The sequence below is a fragment of the Williamsia sp. Y844 genome (assembly GCF_056786475.1).
In genome coordinates this window covers 103,839-119,248 of the sequence record NZ_JBXCJB010000001.1, presented here as the reverse complement: position 1 = coordinate 119,248, position 15,410 = coordinate 103,839, and the positions used below count along the sequence as shown (strand labels likewise).

Genomic DNA, 15,410 nt, shown 5'->3' with positions numbered 1-15,410 from the left:
CTGTGCCCACAGGATCGGCGTCGGGGCAGCTTTGTCGAGGTGAAGTGGCGGGCCGGTTTCCTACGGTTCGGCCATGAGAAGCAATCTCGATCGCTTGACGGGACCGGATTCACCCGCGGCGCCACCCGAACCGCTGCAGTCACCGTGGGGGCAGTTCGAACCGACCCAGTTCGAACCGACCCAGTCGGAACCGATGCCGTCGGAACCGGCGCAGATCGATGCGCCCCGGTTTGAAGGGGCACGGTCTGAACCTGCTGCGCCCGACTGGTTGGGGTCGGCGCAGTGGTTGCATGGAAGTCAGTCGTACGAGCCTGAGCCCGCTGATCCCGATGGGGTCGATGACGGGTATCGGCCACGGTGGGCCGAGGAGGGCGACTACCTTGACCCCGAAGGGCCACTGAAGCGTCGGTGGCGCTCGACACCGGCGGCTGCCATCGCGCTGGTTGCGGTGGGGCTGTGCGCCACCGCCATCGCCTTGTACACGGCCTTTGCCAGTGGCGATACGGGTCCGCAGGTTCCGGTGAACTTTCCCGCAACTGCCGGGGTGGCCGCACCGATCACCAGTGCGAGTGTAGGTGTGGCAGCTCCTGAAAGTGCGCAGGCCCCAGTCGAACTCGTGGTCAGTGTGGTGGGTCTGGTGCATCGGCCAGGTCTGGTCCGTCTGTCTCCGCAGTCTCGGGTGGCCGATGCCATCAGCAAGGCAGGCGGTGCGAAGAACGGCGCAGATCTGTTGTCGCTGAACATGGCTCAGCCGCTTCGCGACGGCGATCAGATCCTGGTCGGGTTCGCCGATCCGGAGGGTGGAGTGCAGATGCGCAGCGCGGTGATTCCGGTCGACGGTTCCGGGGGCACCGGTGCCACGACAGCGGCGCCTGCACCAACCGGTTCCGCGCCGGCTGGGACCGCACCTGCAGCAGGGGGACTGGTCAACATCAACACCGCGACCGAGATCGAGCTGGACACCTTGCCCGGCGTGGGACCGGTGACCGCGGCGTCGATCATCGCCTGGCGGCAGGCCAACGGCAACTTCGCTTCCATTGACCAACTGGCGGAGGTCGACGGGATCGGGCCCGGGCGTCTGGAGAAACTCCGGGGCAAGGTCACGGTGTGACGGGTTCTGTGGCATCGACTGGTCGGATGCGCACCCGGCTCGACATGCGGTTGGCGCCCGCTGCGGCCGGGAGTTGGCTGATTTCGACTCTGGGAGTGCTCAGTTCGATCCCGGTCACCGCCGCTGCGGCAGGTACGGCTTCGCTGAGCGTGATCGTGATGATCGTCGCGATGATGCGTGGCTCGCGAATGGTGATGCTGCCCTTGCTGATCGGATTCGCCGGAACTCTGGCCGGGTTCGGATGGGCGATGGTCCTCCGGCAGCATCACATCGCGTCGAATCCGTTGGCAGATCATGGCGTGCGGGGGAGCAAGGCAACCGCCACGGTGCGGATCTCCGACGATCCGAAGATCATCGCACGCACCGACCGGGTGGTCGTGGCGGTGACAGTGGTCGGTGTGCGTGGTCGTTCGGTCCCGACAGTCGGTGCCACCGTGCTGGCCCCGATCGATGGATGGCTGGAATTGATTCCGGGGCAACAGGTATCTGCGGTGTTCACGGTGTCGAAGCCTCGCAGGCCAGATCTGACCGTCGCCACACTCACCACCTCTGGCGCGCCGACGAAAGTCCGTGGCCCACCGGCCCATCAGCGTTGGGCGGGTGCGGTGCGAGCGCAGTTTCAGCAGGTGTCGTCGCAGGCGCTGGGGGAGCCCGAATCAGGCCTGTTGCCGGGTTTGGTGCTGGGGGACACCTCGGCATTGAGTGACGACTTGAAAGACAGTTTCCGGGCCTGCGGGCTGACCCACCTGACGGCTGTGTCCGGAGCCAACTTCGCGATCATCATTGGCGCACTGCTACTGGGGGTGCGTTGGCTCGGTGCCGGTCCGCGTCTTGCGGTGGCACTGACAGCCATTGCCATCGTGGTGTTCGTGATCTTGGTCCGGCCGAGCCCGAGCGTCGTCCGGGCGGCGGTGATGGGTGGGGTGGGGTTGTCGGCGCTGTTGATCCGTCGACGCTCGCAGGCCATGCCTGCGCTCTGTGCGGCGATCATGACGCTGCTGATGATCTGGCCGGCCTTCGCGGTACAGCCGGGCTTCCTGCTGTCGGTGATCGCCACTGCCGGGCTCATCGTGCTGGCACCTGTTGTCGCGGAATGGCTGCGGAATCATCATGTTCCGGTCGGTGTTGCCGAACTGCTCGCGGTGGCGGTGGTCGCGCAGGTGGTGACCACTCCGGTCGTCCTGCTGATCAGTGGACAGATCAGCATGATCGCGATCGTGGCAAATCTGGCGGTGGCGCTGGTGGTGGCACCGATCACCGTGCTGGGTACCTGCGCGGCGGTGGTGGCGATGATGTGGCCACCGGTCGCGGCGGTCCTCGCGCGGTTCACCGGCCCCGAACTCTGGTGGATGGTGTGGGTGGCCGAAAACCTCAGCCGCGTTCCGTTCGCGACGTTGACGCTCTGGTAGTCAACCCGTTTCAGACTCCCGCTCACAAATCTCACGCCCGCGCGGTCTGCAGAGCACGCGGGCGTGAGATCAGCGCGCGGGAGCAAGAGCAGTGAGCGGGGACGGGAAGTCGGGAGGTGTCGCAGCTGTCTGGCACGATGAGGCGTGTGAACAGCGTGCATCTGATCCTCGGTGATGACGAATTCCTGGCCGAACGAGCGACGTCCGCGGTGATAGCAGAAGTCCGTGCGACGGTCGACAACCCCGAGGACATCCCGATCACGCGGCTGCGGGCCGGTGATGCGACGGCTCCGGAACTGGCTGAGCTGCTGAGTCCTTCGCTGTTTGCCGAAGACCGGATCATCATCCTGGATGCTGCCGGTGAGGCCGGGAAAGAGCCGGCGAAACTGGTCACCGAGGTGGGTGAGAATCCGCCAGACGGTGTCACGCTCGTCGTCTGCCATTCCGGTGGTGGGCGCGCGAAGTCGATGGTTCCGGCGCTGCGTAAAGCAGGGGCCGAGATCCATGAATGTGCCAAGTTACCGCCGTGGGAGATGGGCACGTTCGTGCGCAGCGAGTTCCTGCGGCTCGGTGTGAAGGCCAACCGCAACGTGGTCGACAAACTCGTCGAGTCGGTCCGTGCCAACCTGCGCGATCTGGCGGCGGCGTGTGCACAGCTGGTCGCCGACACCGGTGGCAAGGTCACCGTCGAATCCATTACGCGGTACTACTCGGGTCGTCCGGAGATCAAGGGCTTCGACGTCGCCGACCTGGCTGTCGGCGGAGATCGGGCCGGAGCACTGGAGGCCTTGCAGTGGGCACACCATCACGGCGTTGCGCACGTGCTCGTGGCCGATGCGCTCGGTGAATCCATCCACGGGATCGCGCGGGTGTACGGGATGGGTAAATCCAATCCGAATGCCATCGCCTCGGAGTTGGGGATGACGCAGGGCCGGGCCAAGCGTGTCCAGGCGCAGGCAATCGGATGGGACGCACCGTCGATCGCGCGGGCAATGTCAGTGATCGCCACGCTGAACGGCGATGTGAAAGGTCAGGCTGCCGACGCCGACTTCAGTCTGCAGCGGGCCGTGGCCGAGATCGCTGATCTGCGACCGTCGCCGCGTCGCTAGCGCGTCCACCGCAGAGCAGCCCCACGCCACAGCCCCTCCACCTCAGGCCTGTCAGACGCAACTTTCGGATACAACAAACACCCCGACGACTGCGTGGGAGCCGCCAGGGTGATCGCGTCTAGCTTGAAGTTATGATGCCCGGTTAAGGGCGGGGCACATCAGAGCTTGTTCAGCGCCAATGCCATTGCCGACTTCTTGTTGGCGGCCTGGTTCGAGTGGATGACACCCTTGGTGGCAGCCTTGTCCAGCTTCTTGCCGGTGGCAACCAGAAGATCGGAAGCCTTGTCCTTCTCGCCGGACGCAACGGCCTCGCGGAATGAACGGATCGCGGTACGCAAGGCCGACTTGGTCGACTGGTTACGCAGTCGTGCAGCTTCGTTGGTCTTGTTCCGCTTGATCTGAGACTTGATGTTTGCCACGCGTGTATTTTCCTTAGCTCAAAGATGGTCGTTTCGGTGTCAGCACCAGCGAGCCACGTTACCAGCCGGGCCACTGTGACCCAAATTGTCGACCGGGCCAGAGATAGTGACGCAGCCAATACCGCGCCGTGGTCAGCCGATATTGATCACTTACGGCACCATATGTCAGATGACGGCGGCAACATCAGCAGGTTCGAAGCGTGCGGGAGCATCTCGGGGTAACGGGACCAAGCCAATCGCGGGGGACACTCCAACAGTCAAGAAGAAGGCCGCGAAGGTAGCGGGCACACGCGCGGCGCGTGACAAGGCGCCTGCGAAGAAACCTGCTGCCGGCGCGACGACGAAGTCGGCGAACGACGCAGTCGGGATCTTCGAGGGATATGAGGCGGGCCCGTACCGTGCGGCCTTTGACGAGATGTTCGACGGCTATGACAGCGCCGAGGTCCGTGGTCCGTACAAGGGCATCCACAAGGCACTCGGCAGCTATGACGGCGCCGATCTGGACGCCCGGGTCGACGCACTCGGCAGGGCATTCATCGACCAGGGCATCACGTTCTCGCACTCGGGTCAGGAACGTCCCTTCCCGCTCGACGTTGTTCCCCGGGTCATCTCCGCTGGTGAGTGGGCAAAGCTCGAACGCGGAATCACGCAACGCGTGAAGGCACTGGAGATGTTCCTCGACGACATCTACGGCGACCAGGTCATCCTGCGTGACGGCGTGGTGCCGAAGAGGCTGATCACCTCCTGTGAGCATTTTCATCGCCAGGCCATGGGCATCCGTCCGCCCAACGGTGTGCGGATCCATGTGGCGGGTATCGACCTGATCCGCGACGAGCACGGTGACTTCCGCGTGCTCGAAGACAACCTGCGGTCGCCCTCGGGTGTGTCGTATGTGATGGAGAACCGGCGCACGATGGCCCGGGTGTTCCCCGACCTGTTCGCCTCCCATCGAGTGCGCGCGGTCGGCGACTATTCGTCGCACCTGCTGCGGGCCCTGCGGGCATCGGCGGCGTTCAATGAGGCCGATCCGAATGTTGTGGTCCTGACCCCCGGTGTGGCCAATTCGGCGTACTTCGAACACTCGTTGCTCGCTCGCCAGATGGGTGTCGAGCTCGTCGAAGGCCGAGACCTGTTCTGCCGTGACAACATTGTCTACATGCGCACCACCGAAGGTGAGCAGCGTGTGGATGTCATCTATCGCCGTATCGACGACGACTTCCTCGACCCCATGCAGTTCCGCCCCGATTCGATGCTCGGTGTTGCCGGGTTGTTGAACGCCGCGCGGGCAGGCAACGTCGTGATCTCCAGCGCCGTCGGCAACGGAGTGGGTGACGACAAGCTGACCTACACCTACGTTCCCGAGATCATCGAGTATTACCTGGGGGAGAAGCCGAGCCTGGGCAATGTCGACACATTGCGTTGCTGGCTCGAAGACGAGTGCGAAGAGGTTCTCGACCGCATCGACGAACTCGTCGTCAAACCTGTCGAAGGATCGGGTGGTTACGGCATCGTGTTCGGACCGGATGCCACAGCCGATGAGCTGAATGTGTTGGCCCGCAAGGTTCGTCAGGATCCGCGCGGCTGGATCGCACAGCCTGTTGTTCAGCTCTCGACCGTTCCCACCAAGATCGGGGGACAGCTGGCGCCCAGGCATGTGGACCTGCGGCCGTTTGCGGTGAACGACGGCGAATCGGTGTGGGTGCTGCCCGGTGGGCTGACGCGGGTTGCGCTGCCCGAGGGTTCGCTGGTGGTCAACTCCAGTCAAGGTGGCGGCTCCAAGGACACCTGGGTGCTCGCCACCCGCAGCTCTGCCGAAGAGCGGGAACTGGCCGGCGACGAATTGGTGAGTCCGTCGCACATCTCCACACCCAGCGCGCCGACCGAACAGGGACCCGACATCGCGACACAGCAGGATCAGCAGCAGCAACAACAGCAGCAGCAAGGCGGTGGCCGCTGATGATGCTGGCCCGAAATGCTGAGTCGCTCTACTGGATCGGTCGCTACGTCGAACGTGCCGACGACACCGCCCGCATCCTCGATGTCGCGGTCCATCAGCTCCTCGAGGACACCACCGTTGACCCGGATGCGCGGTGTCGGCTGGTCCTGCAGGTCCTGGGAATGGAGCTGCCCCCGAAAAGTGAGGCACTGGATGCCTGGTCGCTGACCGAGCGCGTCGCGTACTCGAAGACCCTGCCAGGCTCGATCGTCGACAGTGTCGGCCATGCTCGCGAGAATGCCCGCGGGGCAAGGGAAGTCACGTCGAGTGAGATGTGGGAGTGTCTGAACACCACGTACAACGGCCTCGGTGATGCCGAACGGGTTGCCCGCAAGTTGGGACCCTACGAGTTCCTCGCCTACGTGAAGAACCGCGCTGCGATGTTCGCCGGATTGGCCGACGCCACCCTGAGCCACGACGACGGGTACCGCTACCTGTTGCTGGGACGTTCTGTGGAGCGGGTCGATATGACCGTCCGAATGCTGTTGTCGCGGGCCGGGGATCGCTCGGGCTCACCGGCCTGGGTCACCGTCCTGCGTTCGGCGGGCGCCCACGACACCTATCTGCGGACCTACCGCGGCGCCCTCGACGCGACCCGTGTCGTCGAATTCATGTTGCTCGACCGACTGTTCCCGCGGTCGGTGTTCCACGCCATCAATCTGGCCGAACAGCAGCTCCTCGAACTCGACAATCGCCCCAGCCGCGTCGGCGCGCGGGCCGAGGCACAGCGTCTGCTCGGACGTGCACGCAGCGGCCTGGAGTTCATGCAACCGGGAATTCTGTTGCAAGACCTGCAACCTCGACTGGTGGACCTGCAGGAGACCTGCCGGGAAGTGAGTGAGGCCGTGACGGCGCAGTACTTCCACGTCTCGCCCTATGTCGCGTGGGCCGGGGTATCGGCCAGCGATTCCGTAGACCGTTTCATCGAGGAGAGTGAACTGTGAGCTGGCGTCTGCGGGTTGTGCATTCGACGGGTTTTGCCTACAACGCCCCGGTCACATCGTCGTACAACGAGGCCCGGCTCACGCCTCGCAGCGACACTCGCCAGAACGTGATCATCAACCGCGTCGAGACCATTCCGGCCACTCGTTCATACCGCTACACCGACTACTGGGGTACCGCGGTCACCGCGTTCGACCTGCACGCCCCGCACGAGGAGCTGGAGGTCTCGGGGATGTCGGTCGTCGAGACCGAACCCGACGAAATACCCAGCGAGGAAGAACAACTCGATTGGGACGACCTGCACTCCTACGGCGTCATCGACAGGTATGACGAGCTCCTCAGCAATACCGGCTATGTGCCCAACAGCCGTCAGCTGACGCAGATCGCAAAGCGATTGACCAAAGGGATGACTCCGCAGGAAGCGGTACTCGCGGTCTGCCAGTGGGTGAATACGGAAATGGAATACGTGCCGGGCACCACCGGCGTGCACACCTCGGCCGTCGACGCCTGGAAGGAAAAGAAGGGCGTCTGCCAGGACTACGCGCATCTGTGCCTGGTGATGTTGCGGAGCCTGGGTATCCCATCGCGCTACGTATCCGGGTACCTGCATCCGAACCGGAAAGCGGCCATCAACCGAACCGTCGAAGGCCAGTCTCACGCGTGGATCGAATCCTGGACCGGCAGATGGTGGGGCTACGACCCGACCAACGATGTGACGATCACCGAGCGGCACGTGTCGGTGGGCGTCGGTCGCGACTACTCCGACGTGACACCGCTCAAGGGCATCTACACCGGGGCCGGCGCGAAGGACCTCGAAGTGAAGGTCGAGATCACCCGGTTGGCCTGACCGATCTGTACGCCCTGAAAACTGTTGTATAGCGGGTGTCCGAGGGCAAATATCCCTCGGCACCTGCCTATTTCACAGTTTTCAGGGCTGTTGTGTTTAGTGCCGCTTTCAGTGCCAGCCGTATCTGCTGCGCAGGACCGCGGCCACCTGATCGAACTGCGCGCGGGGCACGATGGCGCCTTCGCGGCGGATCCCGTTCTCGGCGATGTCGAGGACACGATCGAGCCGGATGAAGCTTTCCCGTTTCTCTCGATCCCACGATCCGGTGCCGATACTGACCCAGTCCCGGTCGTCGCGACGATGCTGCTGGCTCGAGAGCATCAGGCCGAGCAAGGTGTTGTCGTCGCGGCCGACGACCAACACGGGTCGGTCCTTGCCCTGAGTGGGATCCTCTTCGAATTCGACCCATGTCCAAACGATTTCGCCGGGGTCGGCGTTGCCGTCGGCTTCGGGGGAGTACTCGAGTTTGCGGGCACGCTGTCCGGTGGGACGGGTGGGAGTCGGTCCGGACCTGGTGCCTGGCCTTGTCGCCTGCTTGGGTGCAGGCGAGGACTTCTTGCCCGACGAATTGGTCAGTTCGCGCAGCAGCCTCGGGCCGTGTTGCCGGACCAGCGACATCGCCAGTCGGCTGAATTTTCCTGCCATCGGCTCAGCCTATTGGCCGCGGGCAATCGCAAAGAACTCGAAGATCGCATCGGCGGCGAGTTGGGGTGCGCCAGAGCGGTCCGGTTTGAGGTCGTGCCCGACTTTCGGTAGGTCGATGAGCCGGGTGGGAGCCGGGATCAGATCGAGCGCGGTGGTGAGTTCGTCGGTGGTGGCAAAGGGGTCGCTCGCGCCGTGGACCACCAGGACCGGTCGAGTGATCGAAGGCAGGTGTTCGGTGCGCAGTCGGTCGGGTTTGCCCGGCGGATGCAGGGGATAGGACGTCAGCACCAGCCCGTCGGCGACGGAAGGGTCGTCGGCCACGACCATCGATGCCTGTCGTCCGCCGTAGGAGTGGCCACCGACGAGTAGTGGTCCGGTCGATTCACTTCGAAACGCGGCGCACGCGGCCACGATCCCGGCGCGGTCGGCGGCAGCCCCGGACGGGCTGGGTGGACCCTTGGGCCGTTTCTGCCGGTATGGGAGGTCGATCCGGGCCACTGCGACATCACGCTCGCAGAGCAGTTCGGCCATCGCGCGCAGCATCGGTGAATTATGGTTTCCACCTGCGCCGTGCGCGAGAACCGCCACCGCGAGCGCGGTGCCGGAGGGGCGGTGCAGGGCCCCGACCACACCGTCGGAATCCCAGTCGATGACAGTCATGAACTCACGCTAGCCGCTGCGTAGCGCACCGAATGCCGACACCGCGGCCCGGCCATGAGAAACTGGAGGTCACGCGCGGCGCCAAGACGCCGGGGCGAGCTCGACCAGCATCACCCGCGTCACCCAAGGAGTGAGTTCAATTCCCAGGCTTTCCGACACCACGTTCACTGATCCGGCCAAGATCAGGAACTTCTGCATCATCGCGCACATCGACCACGGCAAGTCGACGCTTGCTGACCGGATGTTGCAGGTCACCGGAGTCGTCGACGGTCGCGACATGCGCGCGCAGTACCTCGACCGGATGGACATCGAGCGGGAACGCGGCATCACCATCAAGGCACAGAACGTGCGGCTGCCGTGGAACGTCGACGGCACCGACTACGTGATGCACCTGATCGACACCCCCGGCCACGTCGACTTCACCTATGAGGTCTCGCGGGCGCTGGAGGCGTGTGAAGGTGCGGTGCTGTTGGTGGACGCGGCCCAAGGCATCGAAGCGCAGACGCTGGCGAACCTCTACCTCGCGCTCGACAAAGAGCTGACGATCATTCCGGTGCTCAACAAGATCGATCTGCCTGCCGCCGACCCTGATCGGTACGCCGCGGAGATCGCGCACATCATCGGCTGCGAGCCCGACGACGTGCTGCGGGTGTCGGGCAAAACCGGTGTCGGCGTCACCGAGTTGCTCGACGAGGTCGTGAAGCTCATCCCGGCGCCGGTCGGCGATCCGGACGCTCCGGCCCGCGCGATGATCTTCGACTCCGTCTACGACACCTACCGCGGTGTGGTGACCTACGTGCGTGTGGTCGACGGGAGGGTCGTGCCCCGCGAGAAGATCAAGATGATGTCGACCGGGACCACCCATGAACTACTCGAGGTCGGCATCGTCTCTCCTGACCCGAAACCCTCGAAGGGGCTCGGTGTCGGCGAGGTCGGCTACCTCATCACCGGTGTGAAGGATGTCCGCCAGTCGAAGGTCGGTGACACGATCACCTTGGCGCGCAACGGTGCGACCGAGCCGCTCACCGGCTATCGCGAACCGCGGCCGATGGTCTACTCGGGGCTCTATCCGGTGGACGGGTCGGACTATCCGGTCCTGCGTGAAGCACTGGACAAACTGCAGCTCAACGACGCCGCCTTGGCTTACGAGCCGGAGACCTCGGTGGCACTGGGCTTCGGCTTCCGCTGCGGCTTCCTGGGGCTCCTCCATATGGAGATCAGCCGGGAGCGCCTCGAGCGCGAGTTCGGCCTCAACCTGATCTCCACCGCGCCCAACGTGGTCTATCGGGTCGAGATGGAAGACGGCACCGAGCACGTCGTCACCAACCCGTCCGACTGGCCAGAGGGCAAGGCCCGCAACATCTACGAGCCGGTCGTGAAAACCACGATCATCTCGCCCAGTGAGTTCGTCGGTTCGATCATGGAGCTGTGCCAGTCACGGCGCGGTGAGCTCGGCGGTATGGACTACCTGTCGGAGACCCGGGTCGAACTCCGTTACACGCTGCCGATGGCGGAGATCATCTTCGACTTCTTCGATTTGCTCAAGTCGCGGACCCGCGGTTACGCCAGCCTTGATTACGAGGAGTCCGGCGAGCAGATCTCGCAGCTGGTCAAGGTCGACATCTTGTTGCAGGGTGAGGCGGTGGATGCGTTCAGTGCGATTGTCCACAAGGACGGCGCCATGGCCTACGCCACCAAGATGACCACCAAGCTCAAAGAGCTGATCCCGCGTCAGCAGTTCGAGGTGCCGATCCAGGCCGCCATCGGGTCGAAGATCATTGCGCGAGAGAACATTCGGGCCATCCGGAAGGACGTGCTCGCCAAGTGCTACGGCGGTGACATCAGTCGTAAACGCAAGCTCCTCGAGAAGCAAAAAGAGGGCAAGAAGCGGATGAAGACGATCGGTCGCGTCGAGGTTCCGCAGGAGGCGTTCGTGGCGGCGCTGTCCTCGGATGACCCAAGCGACAAGAAGGGCAAGTAGCAGGAGACTTCGGGCGCGCGACACTACGATCGGTCCATGGCATCCAACCCTGTCCTGATTCCCAGTGTGCACCTGCACGGCCTGCCCGACTTCCCGTCGATCAGCGACGACGATTTTCTGCCTGCTTTCGATGAGGCGATGGCCGAGCATCTGCGTGAGGTCGACAAGATCGCCGGGCAAAAGGCCGAGCCGACGTTCGCCAACACGGTGGAAGCGCTCGAACGCAGTGGTCAGGCGCTGGCCAGGGCGGCGGGGATCTTCTACAACCTCACCGGTGCCGATACGAATCCGCAGCGCAATGCGATCTCCACGGAGCTTGCACCGAAGCTGACGGCCCACGCCAACACGATCGCGCTGAATCCGGGGCTGTTCGCGCGGATCAACCAGCTGTTCGAGACCCGGAAAAGTCTCGATCTGGATGAACCGTCGATGCGGTTGCTCGAGAAGCGTCATCGGGAGGCGATCCGGGCAGGCGCCGGACTCGACGTCGAACAGCAGCCACGGATGCGCGAGATCTCGGAGCGTCTGGCCACCCTGACAACCGAATTCGGGCAACGCGTCCTCGAGGGCAGCAACGAGGCCGCGGTCCTGGTCGACACCGAGGACAAGCTTGCGGGACTGTCCGATGGGCAGATCGCGGCGGCTCGCCGGGCAGCCAAGGACGCAGGCCATCCGTCGGGCTACCTGCTTGCCATCGAGTTGCCGACGAGCCAGTCCACGGTTGCCTCCCTGGAGGATTCGGAAACCCGACACCGGGTGTTCGAGGCCTCGGTGACGCGCTGCGCCCAGGGCGGCCCCAACGACACCCGCGACATCGTCCTCGAGATCGTCAGGTTGCGCGCCGAACGCGCACGGATGCTCGGCTACCGCGATCACGCCGAGTTCGTGATCGCAGAGGAGACCGCGCCCAGCCCAGAGGCGGTCGAAGACCTGTTGTCCGACCTGGTGGCATCGGCCATGCGAGCCGGCGGACGTGAACTGACCGCGCTGTCCGTCGAGCACGGTACGGAGATCGGCGCGGCCGACCTCACCTATCTGTTGGCCAAAGCCGATCAGCAACGCGCCGCGGTGCCCCTGGACACGTTCTCCGACTACCTCGAACTCAACTCGGTCCTCACGAAGGGTGTGTTCTATGCGGCCGGCCGGCTCTACGGATTGTCGTTCCGGGAGCTGACGGATCTGCCCGTCTACCATCCCGACGTACGCGTCTGGGAGGTGCTCGACCGGTCGAACACGTCAGTCGGATTGTTCCTCGGCGACTTCTACGCCCGGCCCAGCAAACGCGGCGGGGCGTGGATGAACAACTTCGTCGACCAGAGCTACCTGCTCGACAAGCGTCCGGTGGTGGTCAACGTCCTGAACCTCACCAAACCCGAAGAGGGGCAACCATGTCTGCTGACGATGGATCAGCTGACCACGTTGTTCCACGAGTTCGGCCATGCCCTGCACGGGTTGTTGTCGGCGGTCAAGTACCCGTCGCAGTCGGGAACGTCGGTGCCCAGGGACTTCGTCGAGTTCCCATCCCAGGTCAACGAGATGTGGGCCCTGCACCCGCAGGTGCTCGACAACTACGCGACGCACCACAGGACCGGAGCGCCGATTCCACCCGAGCTGGCGGACGCGGCCCGCGCCGATGCCGACGTCGAATCAGTGCACGGCACAATCGAATACCTGGCCGCGGCTGTCCTCGACATGGCCTGGCATCGGGTCACCATCGACGATGAGATCACCGACGTCGAGACCTTCGAGAAGGCCGCATTGGTGAAGGCCGGTGCGTCGTCCGACCTGATCCCGCCGCGGTACCGCAGCTCGTACTTCAACCACATCTTCGGTGGCGGCTACTCGGCAGGCTATTACTCCTACATCTGGTCCGAGGTCCTCGACGCCGAGACCGAGCAATGGTTCCTCGACGGAGGTGGACTCTCCGCAGAACGCGGTGCCGGCTTCGTGGCAACCACGTTGTCCCGTGGCGACAGCACCGATCCGATCACGGCGCATCAAGAACTCCTGGGCCGTCCCGCCGAGATCGACCCGCTCCTGCGTCGCCGGGGGCTCCTCCCGACCTGACCCCGACCACCCAAACGCTCCACAATTACGAAGACGCTCCACATATTTGTGGAGCGTCCTCGTATAACCGGAGCGTTTGGGGTGGACCGCGGTCAGTTGGCGGGGATGAAGGTGTTGTGGCCCTGGGCTTCTTCGGCCCGGATCACGTGCATCACGGCATTGATCAACGCCAGGTGGGTGAAGGCCTGCGGGAAGTTCCCGAGATGGCGGCCGGTGTGTGGCTCGATCTCTTCGGCGTAGAGCTTGAGTGGGCTGGCGTAGTTCAGCAGTCGCTCACACAGGGTCTTCGCGCGCGGCAGTTCACCGATCTCCACGAGCGCCGACACCAACCAGAACGAACAGATGGTGAATGAACCCTCTTCGCCGGACAGGCCGTCGTCGGTTTCTTCGACGCGGTAGCGGAGCACGAGTCCGTTCTCGCTCAGCTCGTCGGCGATCGCGAGCACGGTGTTGCGCACGCGGGGATCATCAGAGGGGAGGAACCGCAGCAGGGGGACCAGCAGCAGTGACGCGTCGAGCGCGTCGTCGCCGTAGCGCTGGGTGAAGATGCCGCGATCGTTCACACCGAATTCGAGGATGTCGGCCTTGATGTCGTCGGCGATCTCATTCCACGTATTCGCATAGGACGTCTCGCCGTGGATGGCCGCGAGTTTGGCGCCGCGGTCCAGGGCTATCCAGCACATGACCTTGGACGAGGTGAAATGCTGTGGCTCGCCGCGTACTTCCCAGATGCCGCGGTCGGGTTTGCGCCAGTGTTTGACCGCCTCTTCGACCTGAGCTTTCAGGACCGGCCACAACGTCTCGGACACCGTTTCGGTGGCCTTGGTGTTGAGGTAGACCGAGTCGAGCATGGTGCCCCAGATGTCGTGCTGGCTCTGGTTGTAGGCGCCGTTGCCGATGCGGACGGGCCGGGCTCCGTCGTAGCCGGAGAGATGATTGAGTTCGGCTTCTTCGAGCGTGCGTTCACCTCCGACGCCATACATCACCTGCAACGGATGATGCTCACCGTTGGTGGCGCCGGAGACGTCGGCGATGAACGAGAAGAAGTCGCTGGCCTCGCGGTCGAGGCCCAGGGTGTACAGACCCCACAGGGCAAAGGTCGAGTCGCGTACCCACGCGTAGCGGTAGTCCCAGTTGCGTTCACCCTGAGGTGTTTCCGGCAACGAGGTGGTGGCCGCCGCCAGCAGGGCGCCGGTGGGTGAATAGGTCAGCCCCTTGAGGGTCAGGGCGCTGCGCTGCAAGTAGTTGCGCCACGGGTGGTCCGGGAAGGTGCCGATGTTGATCCATTGCCGCCAGCTCTCGGAGGTCTCCCACATCATCTGGGCGGCCTCCGCCCAGTCCTGCGGAGGCGGCTGACTGCCCCAGCTCATGGCGACGTAGTGGTTGTCGCCTTCCACCATGCGGGTACGTGCGCGGGCTTCGCGTCCCTCGAGCCCGAGTTTGAGGCTTGTGGTCAATTTCAATGACTGCACGTCGCCTGCTGCGACACCGGTCGCGGTGGCTATCGCCTCGCTGTACGCCGGGCCTGCGTATTCCCACTTGGTGCCGCCGCGGTGATAGTCGAAGGCGGGCTCGCAGCTCATCGCCAGCTCTACCGTGCCGTTCACACAACGGACCGTACGGAGCAGGACGTGCTTGGCGTCCCAGTCGGTGGGGGTGCGTCGGTGTGTGCGCGATCGGGCCTCGTTGTCGTGCCAGGGACCCATCACCAGTGCATCGCGGACGATGAGCCAGCCGGTGTCGGTCTGCCAGGTGGTCTCGACCATCAGGCTGCCGGGTAGGTAGCGGCGGTCGACCGGGACGTTTACACCGTAGGGCGCCAGTCTGAAATGGCCCGCGCTACGGTCGAGGACGGCGCCGAACACGCTGGGGGAGTCCGGGCGGGGGACACACATCCATTCCACCGAGCCGTTGCGGGCGATCAGGCAGTTGCATTCGCAGTCGGACAGGAATGCGTAGTCGCCGATCGGCGGGAACGCATTCTGCGGCATTCCGGGAGAGGCACTGGGTGCTGGTGAGCTCAGGGCGGAATGCGTCGTTTTGTGGGTCGTGCCCGTCGGACCGGGTGTGCCGGTGTCGGTGAGGCCAGAGATGCTGCTGTCCTCGGATGTGGTTGTCATGGATCCATCATGGTGGCGGCCGTACTCCGCTGCCACCGGTGGAGGGATTTCGGTCAGAGACGGGTGTGGCGGACCCCGGACCCCTGGTGATGGCACCCGTGGAC

Annotated in this window: 12 protein-coding genes; 8 read left to right on the top strand and 4 right to left on the bottom strand. The window is 64.3% G+C overall.

What is annotated here, in order from left to right; translation table 11 throughout:
- The first annotated feature begins 73 nt into the window (after positions 1-73).
- The 3 genes from AC1TQG_RS00590 to holA all read left to right on the top strand — a co-directional run bounded on the left by AC1TQG_RS00590 (position 74) and on the right by holA (position 3,629).
- Positions 74-1,111 carry a ComEA family DNA-binding protein gene (locus tag AC1TQG_RS00590; protein WP_482135022.1) on the top strand — a complete coding sequence of 346 codons (1,038 nt, stop codon included), beginning with the start codon at positions 74-76 and terminating at the stop codon, positions 1,109-1,111.
- A complete protein-coding gene (locus AC1TQG_RS00585; RefSeq protein ID WP_482135021.1) occupies positions 1,108-2,520 on the top strand; it encodes a ComEC/Rec2 family competence protein in 1,413 nt (470 codons plus the stop codon). The genes AC1TQG_RS00590 and AC1TQG_RS00585 overlap by 4 nt, the downstream gene beginning before the upstream one ends.
- A gap of 137 nt (positions 2,521-2,657) precedes the next feature.
- Entirely contained in the window at positions 2,658-3,629 is a 972-nt protein-coding gene (gene holA / locus AC1TQG_RS00580) for a DNA polymerase III subunit delta (RefSeq protein ID WP_482135020.1), read from the top strand.
- A 158-nt stretch (positions 3,630-3,787) separates the two neighbouring features.
- On the opposite strand, the gene rpsT is transcribed toward holA, so the two are convergent.
- On the bottom strand, positions 3,788-4,048 hold the full coding sequence (rpsT, locus tag AC1TQG_RS00575; RefSeq protein WP_482135019.1) for a 30S ribosomal protein S20: 261 nt from the start codon (positions 4,046-4,048) through the stop codon (positions 3,788-3,790).
- A 169-nt stretch (positions 4,049-4,217) separates the two neighbouring features.
- Here rpsT and AC1TQG_RS00570 point away from each other — a divergent pair, with 169 nt between their 5' ends.
- Genes AC1TQG_RS00570 through AC1TQG_RS00560 form a run of 3 tightly spaced genes read left to right on the top strand, consistent with a single transcriptional unit; the run spans position 4,218 to position 7,833 of the window.
- On the top strand, positions 4,218-6,005 hold the full coding sequence (locus AC1TQG_RS00570) for a circularly permuted type 2 ATP-grasp protein (RefSeq protein ID WP_482135018.1): 1,788 nt from the start codon (positions 4,218-4,220) through the stop codon (positions 6,003-6,005).
- A gap of 2 nt (positions 6,006-6,007) precedes the next feature.
- Complete coding sequence (locus tag AC1TQG_RS00565; protein ID WP_482137211.1) at positions 6,008-6,988, top strand: alpha-E domain-containing protein; 981 nt, start codon at positions 6,008-6,010, stop codon at positions 6,986-6,988.
- Positions 6,985-7,833 carry a transglutaminase family protein gene (locus AC1TQG_RS00560; RefSeq protein ID WP_482135017.1) on the top strand — a complete coding sequence of 283 codons (849 nt, stop codon included), beginning with the start codon at positions 6,985-6,987 and terminating at the stop codon, positions 7,831-7,833. Before AC1TQG_RS00565 ends, AC1TQG_RS00560 begins: the two co-directional genes overlap by 4 nt.
- Positions 7,834-7,941: 108 nt before the next feature.
- Here the strand turns inward: AC1TQG_RS00560 and AC1TQG_RS00555 are convergent, their stop codons facing one another.
- Positions 7,942-8,478, bottom strand: a complete 537-nt coding sequence (locus tag AC1TQG_RS00555; protein ID WP_482135016.1) for a type II toxin-antitoxin system PemK/MazF family toxin — start codon at positions 8,476-8,478, stop codon at positions 7,942-7,944.
- Between the two features lie 9 nt (positions 8,479-8,487).
- Positions 8,488-9,138 carry an alpha/beta hydrolase family protein gene (locus AC1TQG_RS00550; RefSeq protein WP_482135015.1) on the bottom strand — a complete coding sequence of 217 codons (651 nt, stop codon included), beginning with the start codon at positions 9,136-9,138 and terminating at the stop codon, positions 8,488-8,490.
- Between the two features lie 130 nt (positions 9,139-9,268).
- On the opposite strand from AC1TQG_RS00550, the gene lepA reads away from it, so the two are divergent.
- Both lepA and AC1TQG_RS00540 read left to right on the top strand, forming a co-directional pair.
- Positions 9,269-11,119 carry a translation elongation factor 4 gene (gene lepA, locus AC1TQG_RS00545; protein ID WP_482135014.1) on the top strand — a complete coding sequence of 617 codons (1,851 nt, stop codon included), beginning with the start codon at positions 9,269-9,271 and terminating at the stop codon, positions 11,117-11,119.
- A gap of 36 nt (positions 11,120-11,155) precedes the next feature.
- The gene (locus AC1TQG_RS00540) at positions 11,156-13,186 is read left to right on the top strand and encodes a M3 family metallopeptidase (RefSeq protein WP_482135013.1); all 2,031 of its coding nucleotides are present in this window, start codon (positions 11,156-11,158) and stop codon (positions 13,184-13,186) included.
- A 92-nt stretch (positions 13,187-13,278) separates the two neighbouring features.
- On the opposite strand, the gene AC1TQG_RS00535 is transcribed toward AC1TQG_RS00540, so the two are convergent.
- A complete protein-coding gene (locus tag AC1TQG_RS00535) occupies positions 13,279-15,306 on the bottom strand; it encodes a glycoside hydrolase family 15 protein (protein WP_482135012.1) in 2,028 nt (675 codons plus the stop codon).
- Positions 15,307-15,410: the final 104 nt, after the last annotated feature.

Coding starts and splice junctions, on each gene's coding strand:
- AC1TQG_RS00565 (WP_482137211.1), top strand. CDS start 6,008: ATGCTGGCCCGAAATGCTGAGTCGCTCTACTGGATCGGTCGCTACGTC.
- AC1TQG_RS00570 (WP_482135018.1), top strand. CDS start 4,218: ATGACGGCGGCAACATCAGCAGGTTCGAAGCGTGCGGGAGCATCTCGG.
- AC1TQG_RS00535 (WP_482135012.1), bottom strand. CDS start 15,306: ATGACAACCACATCCGAGGACAGCAGCATCTCTGGCCTCACCGACACC.
- AC1TQG_RS00590 (WP_482135022.1), top strand. CDS start 74: ATGAGAAGCAATCTCGATCGCTTGACGGGACCGGATTCACCCGCGGCG.
- AC1TQG_RS00540 (WP_482135013.1), top strand. CDS start 11,156: ATGGCATCCAACCCTGTCCTGATTCCCAGTGTGCACCTGCACGGCCTG.
- AC1TQG_RS00550 (WP_482135015.1), bottom strand. CDS start 9,138: ATGACTGTCATCGACTGGGATTCCGACGGTGTGGTCGGGGCCCTGCAC.
- holA (WP_482135020.1), top strand. CDS start 2,658: ATGAGGCGTGTGAACAGCGTGCATCTGATCCTCGGTGATGACGAATTC.
- AC1TQG_RS00555 (WP_482135016.1), bottom strand. CDS start 8,478: ATGGCAGGAAAATTCAGCCGACTGGCGATGTCGCTGGTCCGGCAACAC.